Consider the following 13,858-nt stretch of genomic DNA (forward strand, 5'->3'; position numbering starts at 1 on the left):
CGTGAACGCTGGGGGCACGGACCGGGCCGAGAGGTGGGACACGGGATGAGCCAGGACGGCAGGGGCGGCACGCGGACGACGGGATCCGGTGGGGGGACCGCGGCGCGGTTCCTGGCCCGGATCGCCGTGCTCGCGGTGGTCGGTTCGCTGGTCGTCCTCGTGCTCGCGATCGGTGACGGCGGCCTCGTGGTCGTCCTGGCCGGTCTGCTGGGTCTCGTCGTCTGCGCCGCGGGCGTGTGGTGGTTCCTGGCGCACCGCGGCGCGGTCCGCCTGCTCGGGGCGCTCGTCGCCGTCGCCGCGCCGGTCGGCGTCCTGGTGCTCTTCGCACACGACGGACTGTGGCGCACGGCGCTGGTGCTGGTCCTGAGCTGGGCCCTCGCACTCGCCTGCGCGCGGGCCGCGCTGCGCAGGGCCCACCCCCGGCGGAGGGCCCGCTCGTTCCCGGCGTCCCGACCCCGACACGCGTTCCTGATCATGAACCCGAAGTCGGGGGGTGGGAAGGTGGGCCGCTTCGGCCTGGTCGACAAGGCGGAGGCGCTGGGCGCCCGGGTGACCGTGCTCGACCCCGACGCCCCGGCCGACGTGGCCGCGCTGGCCCGCGAGGCGGTGGCCGACGGCGCCGACCTGCTCGGCGTCGCCGGCGGCGACGGCACCCAGGCCCTGGTCGCGGCGGTCGCCGCCGAACACGACCTGCCGTTCCTCGTCGTCTCGGCCGGCACCCGCAACCACTTCGCGATGGACCTCGGTCTCGACCGCTCCGACCCGGCCCGCTGCCTCGACGCGCTCACCGACGGCGAGGAGCTCCGGATCGACCTCGGCGAGGTCGGCGGGCGGCCCTTCGTCAACACCGTGTCCTTCGGTGTCTACGCCGATGTCGTGCAGCGCCCCGAGTACCGTGACGACAAGGCGGGCACGGCCCTGACCCTCATGCCCGACCTGCTGGTCGGCGAAGGGGTACGCCGGCTCGACGCGCGGATCGACGACATGACGCTGACGTCCCAGCAGGCCCTCCTGATCAGCAACAACGCGTACACCTCACCCGATGTGCTGAGCGGCGGCGGCCGCCGGCCCAGCCTGGACGACGGCGAGCTGGGCGTGCTGGCGATCCGGGTGGAGGGCGCGGCGGAGGCGGCGGACCTCGCCGTCCGCGGTTCCCAGTCCAGCGGACTCACGGTCACGACCGCCCGCCGGGTCGAGGTGACCTCCTCCGTGACGGGCGACGCCGGCTCGGACACCTCGGGTACGAGCGGCTCGGACAGCGCCCCCGGCACAGGGGGCCCGGGTACGGACGACGTCCCCGGCACGAGCGACTCCCGTACGGACGAGATCCCCGTCGCGGTCGACGGTGAGGCCCTGCGCATGACCACACCGGTCGTCTGCACGCTCCGGCCGGGTGCCCTGCGGGTCCTGGTGCCGCGCGACCGCCCCGGCGTGATCGCCCCCGCCCCGCGCGTGGACTGGCGGCGCCTGTTCGACCTGGCCTTCGGCCGTGCCGTGCCGAGCGTGGCGGGACAGGACGGCTGACGCGGTCTCTCGGCCCGTCTCATGGGGTCTGGCCTCGGGCGCGGTACGCGACGAGCTCCGGGTCGAGGGGGCGGCACCGCTCGGGGTGTGTGCTGGGGTTCGCCGGGGGCGCGGCGGTGCGGGTCGGCGCCGTGGACCCTCAGGTCGCCGAGCGCCTGCACCCGCTCGGCGTACCCGCCGGCGAGCCCGGACCCGCGCATCGCGGTGGGCGGCACGACACCTCCCGCCTGCCGACCCCGCGGAGGCGCGGGGGCGGGGGCCCCTGTCCGCCCGCGCCCGAACGGCCCGGGACAATGGCACCCCGGGCCGTTCCGCGGACGTACGCGGTCGTGGCCCGACCGAGCGGAGAGACGAAGGACCGATGACGCTGAAAGTGGGCCGGCGCGTACAGCTGGCGGTGGAACTCGCTCTGACGGGTCAGCTCGCCCCGGCCGGGAAGGCCCCGGCGGAGCCGGCCGCCGCCGTGGGCTTCCTCGCCCTGGCGGCGGGTACCGAGGGCACCGTCGAAGAGGTGGACGACGACCGCCGCGAGAGCGAGGAGGTCCGCGAGTACGCACGCCTCAAGTCGCTCCTCGACGACTTCGGCCACCAGATGCCGCCGGGGAGCAGGGCCCAGCTGGAGGAGCGGGTCGCCGCCCTGGAACCGGCGTGGATCGCGTACCAGGAGGCGGAGATCCCGGTGCGGGTCCGTGTCCGCCTCGACAACGGCTTCGTCCTCCGCGACACGGCGGGGGACGTCTTCGTCGCCGTCTGACCGGCAGCGGCCGTGGTCGTCGCCCGACCTCGGCGGGGGCGCCCTCATCGTCGTCCGACCTCGGCGGGGACGACGTCATCGTCGTCCGACCCCTGCGAGGACGCCCTCGCCGTCGTCCGACCCCTGCGAGGACGCCCTCGCCGTCGTCCGACCTCGGCGGGGACACCCTCGTCGTCCGTTCCAGCCGGTCACGGTCCCTTCGCCGGCACCGGTCGCCGGATCAGATACGCGGCTGCGGAGGCGACGAGCACCAGCATGCAGGCGATGAAGACCAGCCCCGCCCCCTCCAGGCCCAGCGGATCCGCCAGCACTCCCACACCGATCACCGGGATCGAGATGCCGGTGTACGCGACCACGAACAGCGTCGAGATCACGGCCGCGCGCCGGTCCGGCGGCGCCGCGGCGGCGACGGAGGTCAGGGCCGCGCGGAAGGCGAGGCCCTGGCCCACGCCGCCGACCACGGCGGAGAGGACTACCAGCGCCAGCAGGTCCGTGTACAGCGCCGTCCCGAGGAGGACGAGACCGCCGAAGAGCACGACGCAGCCCAGGGGCAGCGAGCGCGCCACCCCGACGCGGTCGACGGCCAGTTGCCCGGCGGTGGAGGCGAAGAAGGCGAGTGCCACGATCAGGCCGCTCACGGCGTGGTTGTCGACGTGCAGGTACCGGGCGAGGAACGCGGGGCTCACCGAGGTGAACACCCCGAAGAGGGCGAACCCCACGAAGGAGGCGATCGCCGCCGGCACGAACACCGCCCGCACCTGGGGCGGCAGCGCGGGCCGCTGCGGCCGCACCGCGGCCGGTCCGCGCCGTTCGCGTACGGTCTCGGGGAGCCACAGCAGGACGACCACGGAGACCGCGACCAGGCCGAGGTGCACGGCGAACGGCAGGACGAGGGGGTCGGGGGCGTACTCCGCGAGGAGTCCGGCGAGCAGCGGCCCGCAGCCGAGCCCTCCCATGTTGGCGGCCGTGGCCACCAACGTCGCCCGTGACCCGCCGCCGCGCGGGGCGAGCTCCATGACGTACGCGGTGGCGGCGCCGGTGAAGAGGCCGGCGGACAGACCGGAGAGCAGCCGGCCCGCATACAGCCAGCCCAGGGCGTCGGCGAGCAGGAAACAGACAGCGCTCGCCGCCGCGAACCCCAGGCCGCAGAGCAGGGTCGGGCGTCTGCCGACGGTGTCCGAGGCGTTGCCCGCAAGGAGGAGCACGCCGATGACGCCGAAGGCGTACACGGCGTAGACGACGGTCACCGTCAGCTCGGAGAAGCCGAACTTCTCCTGGTAGAGGGGGTAGAGCGGGGTCGGCAGCGTGGTGCCGGCCATGCACACGACGAACACGGCTCCGGCGAGCAGACACCGCAGCCAGCCGCGACGCCCGCCCTGCCCGCCGGTGCCACCCTCCCCGCCCCGCTCGCGTTCCCCACCACGCTCGGGTCCCACACCACGTTCGCGTTCCACGCCCCGGTCACCTTCCATGCAGCGGACCGTATCCCCGCGGGCCGCCGACCCGGGGGCGCGAACTGCGGCAATCGCCAGGACGTCACCCGGTCGACGAGGCCCGAAGGACCCGCGTCCGCGAGGCGTGAGCGGCACCCGGGCAAGGAGGCCACCCGGACAAGGGGTCGGTCCGGACGAAGGGTCCGTCCGGACAAGAGGTCGTCGGAACGTCAGGGCTCGTCTCGGCCCGGGTCGTTCCGCCGGCCCGGACGTCCTGGCCCATGGGGCCGCGCACGGGCGGGGCACCCCGCGGCTACGGGGTGACCGGGCCGCGCTCGTGTGGGATCTTCTCCCCGGCCTCGACCGCGACGGGCAGCCGGTTCTCGGCCGGCGGCAGCGGGCAGGTCGCGAAGTCGGTGTACGCGCAGGGGAGATTGGTGGCGCGGTTGAAGTCGAGCACGACCTCGCCGTCGGGGCCGGGCGCGTCGATCCGCAGGCTGCGGTTGGCCGCGTACGTGGTGACGCCCGAGGTCGCGTCGGTGAAGAGCACCGAGAAGCCGCCGGGGGTGTATCCGTTGAAGGCGGTCAGGCTCAGGTCCCGGCCGTCGAGCCGGAAGGTGATCGTGCCCGGTGCGTCGTAGACGTGCTGCAGCCCCTCGACGGAGGCGCCGACGGTGGTCGGTCGCGGCTCGGCGAAGGGGACGTACCGGCCGGTGACGGCCCAGCGCGGATCGGGCGCGTAAGCGGGTGTCCCGGCGAAGGCGACCCGCAGCGGGTGGTCGGGGCGCCTCGGCCGGACGATGTGGTGGCCGCCGCGCTTGGCGACCTCGATCACGGTGTCTCCCCAGACGGCGTCGATGCCGCCGCGCTCCGGGATGACACCGAAGTCGTACCGGCCGCGGACGGTCGTGCCGTCGACGACGAGTTCGGTCCCCTCGTCGAGGTGGACGGTGACGCTGTCGGGTCCGGTCGACCAGAGTCCGGGGGCGTCGGTGACGCGCTGCGGCTCGTCGGTGAGCCAGTGCAGGCCGGTGATGGCGAGAAAGCCGTGCTCGGCGGCGAGCCTGGCGTCCTTGTCTCGGTGCCACTCCTCCCACTCGGCGGTGAAGGCCTTCACCTCGGATGCGGCGCCGGCGTCGGCGTCGGGACCGGTCGTGGGAACGGGGATGTCACGGGTGGTCATGGGTCCTCCTGGGGTCGTCCGGGTCGTGTGCGGGGCTTGCACCGGGAGGCCGCTCGCGCCCGCCCGTGCCGGCGGGGCCCGAAGGGGCTGCCGGAGGGTGGCGCTCAGGGGGTGACGGGGGCTCGGTGGTCGCGCGGGGCGACGGCCGGCTGCCGGGACGAGGGCCTCGGGGTCAGCCGGAACAGGACGTGGTCGTGACGCGCACGTAGTCCACGTGTCGGCGCGTCACGAGCAGGGTCATACGGCCAGCAAAGCACAACTGCCGTGCTCGGTACCAGTGATCCTGGTTCCGGATCACTGGTACCGAGCACGGCGCGCGCCGGTCGGGCCGGACCAGGCGGGCATCGCGGGACGGGCGCTACCGGCCCTGGAGGGCCTTCACGTTGTCGCCGAACGTCCAGCCCTTCGACCCGTCCCAGTTCGCCGACCAGGTCATCAGGCCCTTGAGCGCCCCGCCGTAGTGGTTCCAGGCCTGCGCCACGAGCGACGGCGCCATGTGGCCACCGCCCGCGCCCGGCTGGGCGGGCAGGCCGGGGACCTGCTTGTCGTACGGCACCCGGATGGTGGTGCCCTGGATCACCAGGCCGCGGTTCAGGCAGTCGGTCTGCGCGACGAAGCCGGCGACGGTGCCCGCCGCGTAGGAGTCGCCCGAGCAGCCGTACATGCTGCCGTTGTAGTACTGCATGTTGAGCCACCACAGACGCCCGTTGTCGGCGTACTTCTTGACGATCGGCAGGTACGCGCCCCAGATCGAGCCGTAGGCGACGCTGCCGCCGGTGACGTACGCGGTCTCCGGAGCCATCGTCAGCCCGAACCCGGCGGGCATGCGGGCGAGGACGCCGTCGATGATGTACACGAGGTTGGCCTGCGACGCGGACAGGGTGCCGATGCTGCCGCTGCCGACGAGACCGGTCTCGATGTCGATGTCGATCCCGTCGAAGTTGTACGTCTTCAGGATGGGCACGATGGTCGCGATGAACCGGTCGGCGACGGCACGGGAGTTGAGGTCGATCCCCGCGGCGGCTCCGCCGATGGACATGAGGAGCGTCGCCCCCGCCGCCTTGGCGTTGCACATCTGCGCCGGGGTGGAGACACGGACGGTGCTGTCCATGCCGTCCTCCCACAGCACCGTTCCGTCCGAACGGATCACGGGGAAGGCGGCGTTGACGACGTTGTAGCCGTGGGCGGCGAAGCGCGGGTCGTCGATGGGCGCCCAGCCGAAGGGCGGATGGACGCCGTTGGCCGCGCCGTCCCAGTTCTCCCAGTAGCCCTGGAGCACCTTGCCCGCGGGCTTCTGCTTGAGGGCGCAGGTGTCGGCCGCCGGGGCGGACGGGGAGGCGACGGAGGCGGACGGGGCGGCCACGGCGGTGGGGGCCGCGAGGGTGGCGGCGGCGAGCAGGGTGGCGAGACCTGCTCCGAGGAGACGAGCGATCCGGGGCGCTGGCATGCGTGCTCCTGGGGACGTGGGGGTGTTCCTCGGCGTGGCGCGCGCTCCAGCAGACCGTAGGTTGGTCCAGACCATTCGTCAACCACCCTCGCGGGCAAGGGCGTTGCGGGCGCCCCTCAGCCCGTCACGCCGTGTGCAGCGTGAGGCCGTAGCGGCTGAGGATCTCGTTCACGGGCTGGAACCAGGTCTCTCCGCCGGTCGAGCAGTTGCCCCAGCCGCCGGACGTGACGCCCTGGGCCTGGTCGCCGCTGATGAACGCGCCGCCGGAGTCACCGCCCTCCGCGCACACACTGGTCTTCGTCATCTGCTGCACGGCGCCCTGGCTGTAGTTCACCGTCTCGTTCTTGGCCAGGACGCTGCCGCAGTGCCACTTGGTGGTGGAACCGGAGCGGCAGATCGACGCGCCGATCGGCGCCTCGGCGGACCCCTTGACGAGCCGGTCCGGTATCACGCCCCAGCCGAGCACCACGGGCACCGTCCACCAGCCGCTGTGGACGCTCACGTACGCGTAGTCGTTCCCGGGGAACGAGGAGCCCTGGAAGGTGCCCATCGCGGAACCGTCCCAGCCCCGCACCGCGGCTCCGGCCCCGCCGCAGTGCCCGGCGGTGACGAAGCCGCCGTGCACGGAGAAGCCGATGGAACAGCGGACGTTCCCGGTGTAGTACGGGTCGCCGCCGACGGTTCCCGCGGCGTACGTACGGGGCGCGGTCGCCGTTTCGGCGACGGTGACGGGTCCGGTCTCGCGGGCCCGCTCGACGAAGGCCCGGACGGCCGGCGCGTTCCGGTCGGCGCGGACGACGGTGACGACGACGCTGTTGGAGCGGGGGTCGACGTGCCAGCCGGCGACACCGCCCGGGGCAGGGCGGGCGTCGAGCCGCGCCTTGGCGCGGTCGAGCGCACCGGCGCTGTGCCGGACGAGCCGGGTGTCGGCGCCGAGCGCCTTGACCTCGGCCTCCTCGTCGCGGTCGGTGAGGGCGACCACGAGCCGCCCGGTGCCCGCGTCGAACCAGGAGCCGCCGTACGAGCCGCCGGCGGCCTTCCTCGCCTCGGACTCGACGCGGGCCGCGGCGCGTTCGGCCGCCAGCCGTTCCTCGGCCTGCCGTGCGGTGAGCCCGAGGTCCTGGCGCATGGCGTCGAGGAGTCCCGCCGAGGCGGTGGGCTTGGTGGCGGTGGGGACGGCGGTGGCGGGCACCGCCTGGGCGGCGCCGAGTCCGACGGTGAGCAGCAGGGCCGCGGCGGCGGCGCGCAGGGCGGACGTACGTTTCACAGGAGCCTCCTGGTGGGGGGGAGCAGGCACTGAGAGCGCTCTCAAGCGAGCGCGCACGCCACCGTAGCGACAGTCCACTTGTCAGGTCCATACCACGACCGGACATTCGAGCCGGAAGACGACGGGGGCCGCACCCCGGTGGCGCCACCATGCTGACCGCCGCCGGGCCGGTCCACGTCCCCGCCGCCACGCCCCGCGAGCCGGTGGTCGATTCCAACGGGGCGGGCGACGCCTTCGCCGCCGGCTTCCTCTTCAGCCGCCTGACCGGCGAGGACCTCGACCGGTGCGGGCTCTACGGCGCGGTGGCGGGCGCCTACGCGTGCACCGTGCCGGCCACCGGGTTCGACGCCATCGACCGCGCGCGGCTGCTCGACGAGGTCGCCGCGGTGCGGGGCTGAGCGGGAACGCCCGGAAGGGCCCGGTCCGTCGCGGGACGGACCGGGCCCTTCGGTGCCGCGGGCTCAGCCGGCTCAGACCCGGTCGGCCGCGATCAGGACGTACTGGAACGAGCCGTCCCTGTAGGAGTTGATGAACGCCTCCTCGATGCCGGTGACCAGGGACGACGTGGCGCGGAGCTCCCAGTAGGGCAGGGTGTCCGGCGTCAGGTCGATGACGGCCTGCGGGACCAGACGGTGGTCGGCCATCGCGCGCAGGTACTCACGGCGGGAGTGGATGTTGCACTCGAAGTGCGCGTTGATCTGGGAGACCCACTTCGACGGCTGGCCGTACCGCGGGTTCCAGCAGCCGGTGATGGTCACGTAGCGGCCGCCGACCTTGAGGAACCGGGAGTGCTCGGCGAAGAGGTCGTCGAGGTCGACGTACATGCTCGACTCGTTGTTCCACGAGGCGGCGATGCTGCCCTTCTCGAACGGGGTGTCCAGCATGTTGCAGACCTGGGCGTGGACGTGGTCGTCGATGCCGAGCTCGCGCGCACGCTTGTTGCCGAAGTCGGCCTGCGTGGAGGAAAGGGTGACGCCCTCGACCTTGCACCCGAAGCGCTGGTGGGCCATGACGCTCGAACCGCCGCGGCCGCAGCCTGCGTCCACGAGCGTGTCGTCGCGCCCGATGGCTCCGAGGTGGTCGAGGAGGACCTCGGCCTGCGCGGACTCCAGCCGGTGCAGTTCGGTGATCAGCTTCTTCTCGTACTCGCTGTCCGCGCTGTCCCCGAGGGCGGCGTGGTCGACGGCGCCGATGCCGTAGTGGTGGTGGTAGAGCCCGTCGACGTCGCCCAGGCGCAGGTTCACGGGCCTGGCCTCGTCGTTCCAGTAGCGGGCGATGTCACCCTGGTACGGCGTCGCGGGGGACGGGACGAACGCGGAGGTGCCGGTGACAGTGGTGTACTCGGTGCTGGTCACAGATAAATCCATTTCTTACCAGAAATCGGGCAGGCTGTAGCGGTAGGTGTTGGTCTGGTGCCAGTAGTGGTTGCCGTCGACCCACACGGCCACGCCCCGCAGGAAGCGCTGGACGGTCGGGACGGGGCAGGCCGCGGCGAGGGCGGCGGCCTCGGCCTCGAAGTCGCGCATGAGGTCGTTGTGGACCTCGACGGCCTTCAGATAGCCCTCGCGGTCGGAGACGCCTTCGCGGTCGGCGATCACCACGGGCAGGTTCAGGTGGGTGCCGGGGCTGTCGAGTTCCTTCGTGTACGAGTACAGGTCGTTCACGATGGTGGTCGCGTTCCCCGCGAGCGCGAGGACGCGCTGCATGGCCGGCTGGGCGTGCAGGTCCGCGGGGAGTTCGTAGCCGCCGACGGTGTCGGTGATGGTGGGGCAGGGGCGGAAGTTGTTGAACTGGCGCATCGCCAGGTACTCCCACACCTCCGGCATGTGGTCCGTCTCGGCCCAGGCGGCCTCGGCGAGGTAGCCCATGTGCAGCCGGGCCATGTCGTGCCGGAACCGGTCGGCCTGCGAAGGGGTCGACTGGTTGACGAAGTACTCCATGGCGGAGCGGTAGGCGCGCCGGGGTGCGTCCGCGTGGAGCGACTCCGCCCAGAGCGGCTGGTACTCCGTCGTCGTGTGGAGCGGGTCAAGAGCGGTGTGCGCGAGGAGGAGCCGTCCGCCGAGGCCGATGGGCGAGCCGCCGTGGTCCTCGCAGTAGCAGTCGTCGACGGCGTTCTCGGCGACCATCAGACGCGTGGCGACCATCAGGTGCTCGACGGTCGGGGCGTCGGGGTGGCAGGCGACCATGTAGCGCCCGACGGAGAATCCGTCGAACTCGCCCTCCCAGTCCTCGGGGTAGAGCTGCACCTCGTCGAGCGCCCAGGCCTTGATCCTGCGGCTGACCTCGTCGACCCGTACGGGATCGGGTTCGGGCACGGGGTGGAAGTAGAGGCCCGGGATCGGCCGGCCCACCACCGGTGCCTCGGGCGCCGGGGGTTCCGGCGGCTCGGGGGCGGCCGCGCGCCGCGCCAGGGACAGTGCCGCCGTGCCGAGGCCGGTGGGCCCGGGCAGGACGAATCCCGGCCCGGTTACCGCAGGCGCGGTCACGGCGGCGCCGGACGGCGCCGCGGGAGCGGCCATGACGGCGGACGCGACGACGGATGAGCCGGCGCCCGCGGGCGCGGCGCCGATCGCGGGCGCGGAGGCGGCCACGGTGCCGGGCGCGGAGGCGGCCACGGGCACGGTGCCGGCGCCCGTCGCGGCGGCGGCCGCGGCCGTGAGCGCGGCCGCCCCGGCCGTATCGGTGGGCACGGCCGCCCGCCCGAGGACATGGATCCCGAAGTGGGCGGCGGCGGTGGGCAGGCTCGACTGCAGAGGGGAAGGCCCGGGTTCGGGCATCCGTGACTCCTAGGTGAGGTGGTGGGCTGTCCGTGGTCCCGGGCACGGTCGGCCGGCCCGGGACGCTCCGGACCGTCGCGGCTTCGTTGCGGCCGCGGGACAGCTCCGCTAGTGCCTGCGGGCGATCTCCACGTTCTCCAGCACGCCCAGCGCGTTCGGCACGAGGATGGCGGCGGAGTAGTACGTGGTGACGAGGTACGACATGATCGCCTGCTCGCTGATGCCCATGAAGCGCACCGAGAGGCCGGGCTCGTACTCCTCCGGAAGTCCCGTCTGACGGAGGCCGATGACGCCCTGGTTGTCCTCGCCGAGGCGCATGGCCAGGATCGAGCTGGTGTTCTCCTTGGTGATCGGGATCTTGTTGCAGGGCAGCAGCGGGACTCCGCGCCAGCTCAGGACCTGCTGGCCGTCGAGGTCGACGGTGCCCGGGTTGAGGCCGCGGGCGTTCCACTCGCGGCCGATCGCGGCGATCGTCCGCGGGTGGGCGAGGAAGAGCCTGGTGCCGCGGCGGCGACAGAGGAGCTCGTCGAGGTCGTCCGGCGTGGGCGGGCCGGAGTGGGTCTGGATCCGCTGCTTGAAGTCGGCGTTGTGGAGGAGGCCGAACTCCCGGTTGTTGATCAGCTCGTGCTCCTGGCGCTCTCGCAGCGCCTCGATGGTGAGCCTGAGCTGCTCCTCCGTCTGGTTCATCGGCCCGTTGTAGAGGTCGGCGACCCTGGTGTGGACCCGCAGGACGGTCTGGGCGACGGAGAGTTCGTACTCGCGCGGCTTGAGCTCGTAGTCGACGAAGGCGCCCGGCAGCGCGACCTCGCCGGTGTGACCGGCCGACATCGCGATCTCGGCCTCGCCGTGCTTGTTCTGGCGCTGCAGCGGGAGCGAGCTGAACTCCTCGATGTGGGCCTGGAGGGCCGACGACGAGGCGAGTACCGCGGCGAACTCGGCGCGGGAGAGGGTGAGCAGCGTGCCGGCGGTCTCGGCGGTGGCGGTGTAGTCCCATCGGGCGTCGGCGTCCAGAAGGGCGTTCTCGCCGAAGCGGTCGCCGTCGGCGAGGACGGCGACCGCCACCTCGTCGTCGTACTTGCCGAGGGAGGTCTGGTTGATGCGTCCGTGGGCGACGAGGTGGATCTCCTCGGCGGGCGTGCCGCGCGTGACCAGGACCTCGCCTGCGCCGAAGTCGCGCTGGACGCACCGGCCGGCCAGCGCGTTCAGCACCTCCTCGTCCTCGAAGCCGCGCAGCAGGGCGAGTTCGCCCAGCTCCCGGGGGATCACCCGGACGCGCGCACCGTCCTGGACGAACTCGATGCGCCCGTCCCCGACCGTGTAGCTCAGCCGGCGGTTGACCCGGTAGGCGCCGCCCTTGGTCTCGACCCAGGGGAGCATCCGCAGCAGCCAGCGGGAGCTGATCTCCTGCATCTGCGGGGCGGACTTGGTCGTGGTGGCGAGGTTCCGGGCTGCGGCGGTACTGAGGCTGGACTGCTTCGGGGTGTCCTGCTGTGCTTCCGGGCTCGTGTCGACGGTCATGGGGCGGGCTCTCCTTCGCAGGGGGTGGTGACCGGCACACGGGTGCCCCGGTCAGTGAGAGAGGAGGAATGCGAGAAGACGGTGAGGACGGTGCGGCGGTGGCGGCGAGAAGACAGAGAAAAGCAGTGAAAGGGGAGAAAGAAGGATGAAGCTCTGGGAATCCGTCCAGATCCCGGGGAACAGTAACGGCCGGCGCCCCCCGTACACCCCATCGCTTCGAGGTCATTACCTCGAAGCGGCGATCTTGCTCTGTTCGAGGTTTAACCCGATGATCTGCGACATTCGGGCCACATGGCCGGGAGCCCATGGGTCGGAGTGCCCCAAGGAGCACAAATAGCCGCGTACCCGGACAAAGAGGCGCGATCCAGCTAGATTCGGCTTCCAGTCATCTCTCGCCGCTTCAAGGGGTGGGCACCGAGTGCCCTCGAGGTAGGTCATGTCGCACGCTGATACCGGAACAGACGCCGCCACCGCCGGGCCCCCGCCGGCGGCCAAACTGACGCTCGTCACGCTGACCGCGATGGTCGTCGGCTCCATGGTCGGCGCCGGCGTCTTCTCGCTGCCCCGCCGGTTCGCGCAGGAGACGGGTGTCGCCGGCGCGCTCATCGCGTGGGCGATCGCCGGCTTCGGCATGCTGATGCTCGCCTTCGTCTTCCAGGCGCTCGCGGTGCGCCGCCCGGACCTGGACGCCGGTGTCTACGCGTACGCCAAGGCCGGTTTCGGCGAGTACCTGGGCTTCTTCTCGGCGTTCGGCTACTGGGCGAGCGCCTGCGTCGGCAACGTGACGTACTGGGTGCTCATCATGTCGACGATCGGCGCGATCTGGCCGGCGCTCGGCGACGGCGACACCGCCCTCGCCATCATCCTGTCCTCGGCCGGGCTGTGGGCCTTCTTCCTGCTCATCCGGCGCGGGGTGAAGGAGGCCGCCGCGATCAACCGGATCGTGACGGTGGCCAAGGTCGTGCCGATCATCGTCTTCGTCATCCTGGCCCTGTTCTCCCTCGACGCGTCCGTCTTCGCGGACAACTGGGGTGGCGCCGACTACGCCGGCTCGCTGTTCAACCAGGTCCGCGGCACCATGCTCGCCACCGTCTTCGTCTTCCTCGGAGTCGAGGGCGCCAGCGTGTACTCCCGGCACGCCAAGCGCCGCGAGGACGTGGGCCGGGCGACGATCCTGGGCTTCCTCAGCGTCTTCTCCGTCTTCGCCTCGGTGACCATCGTGTCGTACGGCATCCTGCCGATGGCCGAGATCGCCGAGCTGCGGCAGCCCTCCATGGCGGGGGTCCTGGAGGCGGCCGTCGGCACCTGGGGCAAGGTCTTCGTCAGCGTCGGCCTGATCATCTCCGTCCTCGGCGCCTATCTCGCCTGGACTCTGATGGCCGCCGAGGTGCTCTTCGTGGCGGCCAAGGACGAGGACATGCCGCGCTTCCTGGGGCGCTCCAGCGGCGACGACGTGCCCGTGCCCGCCCTGCTCATGACCACGGCCCTCAGCCAGGTCGTCCTCGTCGTCACGGCGTTCTCCGACGACGCCTTCAACTTCGCCCTCGACCTGACCAGCGCGCTCAGCCTGATCCCCTTCCTGCTCGCCGCCGCGTTCGCGGTGAAGATCGCGGTGCGACCCGAGCGGGAGAAGGTGGCGGGCCGGAGCACCCGGAGCGAGCTGGTCATGGCCGCCCTCGCCACGGTGTACACGGCGTTCCTGCTGTTCGCGGCCGGGCTCAAGTTCGTCCTCGTCTCCTTCATCATCTACGCGCCCGCGACCTTCCTGTTCGTCAAGGCCCGGCGCGAGCAGGGCAGGCAGCTCTTCTCGCCGCGCGAGCTGGTGATCCTCGCCGTCTCGATCGCCGGCGCCGTCATGGGCGTCGCGGCCCTCGCGACCGGCTGGATCAGCCTCTGATCCCGCGGTCGTGCTCCGGTCCGTCCGTCCTCTCGTCATCCCGTCCCCGAAAGGCCCC

General features: G+C 72.4%; 11 protein-coding genes. 4 read left to right on the plus strand and 7 right to left on the minus strand.

The features are described from left to right. Window positions 1-45: 45 nt before the first annotated feature. Together ACIP84_RS03435 and ACIP84_RS03440 are read left to right on the plus strand one after the other, a co-directional pair. The gene (locus ACIP84_RS03435; RefSeq protein ID WP_401793968.1) at window positions 46-1,524 is read left to right on the plus strand and encodes a diacylglycerol/lipid kinase family protein; all 1,479 of its coding nucleotides are present in this window, start codon (window positions 46-48) and stop codon (window positions 1,522-1,524) included. A 361-nt stretch (window positions 1,525-1,885) separates the two neighbouring features. Next, a complete protein-coding gene (locus ACIP84_RS03440) occupies window positions 1,886-2,278 on the plus strand; it encodes a hypothetical protein (protein WP_401793971.1) in 393 nt (130 codons plus the stop codon). Between the two features lie 188 nt (window positions 2,279-2,466). On the opposite strand, the gene ACIP84_RS03445 is transcribed toward ACIP84_RS03440, so the two are convergent. The 4 genes from ACIP84_RS03445 to ACIP84_RS03460 all read right to left on the minus strand — a co-directional run bounded on the left by ACIP84_RS03445 (window position 2,467) and on the right by ACIP84_RS03460 (window position 7,608). Then, complete coding sequence (locus tag ACIP84_RS03445; protein WP_401793974.1) at window positions 2,467-3,732, minus strand: MFS transporter; 1,266 nt, start codon at window positions 3,730-3,732, stop codon at window positions 2,467-2,469. 292 nt (window positions 3,733-4,024) lie between these two features. Continuing rightward, window positions 4,025-4,894 (minus strand): DUF1684 domain-containing protein, encoded by an 870-nt coding sequence (locus tag ACIP84_RS03450; protein ID WP_355962897.1) that lies wholly within the window; start codon window positions 4,892-4,894, stop codon window positions 4,025-4,027. A 358-nt stretch (window positions 4,895-5,252) separates the two neighbouring features. Continuing rightward, on the minus strand, window positions 5,253-6,341 hold the full coding sequence (locus ACIP84_RS03455; RefSeq protein WP_355962894.1) for a chitinase: 1,089 nt from the start codon (window positions 6,339-6,341) through the stop codon (window positions 5,253-5,255). A 124-nt stretch (window positions 6,342-6,465) separates the two neighbouring features. After that, window positions 6,466-7,608, minus strand: coding sequence for a S1 family peptidase (locus tag ACIP84_RS03460; protein ID WP_401793977.1), 1,143 nt, complete (start codon window positions 7,606-7,608; stop codon window positions 6,466-6,468). A 149-nt stretch (window positions 7,609-7,757) separates the two neighbouring features. On the opposite strand from ACIP84_RS03460, the gene ACIP84_RS03465 reads away from it, so the two are divergent. Further along, a complete protein-coding gene (locus ACIP84_RS03465) occupies window positions 7,758-8,006 on the plus strand; it encodes a PfkB family carbohydrate kinase (RefSeq protein ID WP_401793980.1) in 249 nt (82 codons plus the stop codon). Between the two features lie 72 nt (window positions 8,007-8,078). On the opposite strand, the gene ACIP84_RS03470 is transcribed toward ACIP84_RS03465, so the two are convergent. From ACIP84_RS03470 to ACIP84_RS03480, 3 genes are all read right to left on the minus strand, one after another. Then, window positions 8,079-8,975, minus strand: a complete 897-nt coding sequence (locus ACIP84_RS03470) for a geranyl diphosphate 2-C-methyltransferase (protein WP_355962888.1) — start codon at window positions 8,973-8,975, stop codon at window positions 8,079-8,081. A 3-nt stretch (window positions 8,976-8,978) separates the two neighbouring features. Beyond that, on the minus strand, window positions 8,979-10,385 hold the full coding sequence (locus ACIP84_RS03475) for a family 2 encapsulin nanocompartment cargo protein terpene cyclase (RefSeq protein WP_401793983.1): 1,407 nt from the start codon (window positions 10,383-10,385) through the stop codon (window positions 8,979-8,981). A gap of 108 nt (window positions 10,386-10,493) precedes the next feature. After that, a complete protein-coding gene (locus ACIP84_RS03480; RefSeq protein ID WP_401793986.1) occupies window positions 10,494-11,903 on the minus strand; it encodes a family 2B encapsulin nanocompartment shell protein in 1,410 nt (469 codons plus the stop codon). 436 nt (window positions 11,904-12,339) lie between these two features. Here ACIP84_RS03480 and ACIP84_RS03485 point away from each other — a divergent pair, with 436 nt between their 5' ends. Then, window positions 12,340-13,800, plus strand: coding sequence for a basic amino acid/polyamine antiporter (locus ACIP84_RS03485; RefSeq protein ID WP_401793989.1), 1,461 nt, complete (start codon window positions 12,340-12,342; stop codon window positions 13,798-13,800). The last annotated feature ends 58 nt before the right edge of the window (window positions 13,801-13,858 follow it).

Source organism: Streptomyces sp. NPDC088707, from assembly GCF_044752725.1.
Classification (GTDB): domain Bacteria; phylum Actinomycetota; class Actinomycetes; order Streptomycetales; family Streptomycetaceae; genus Streptomyces.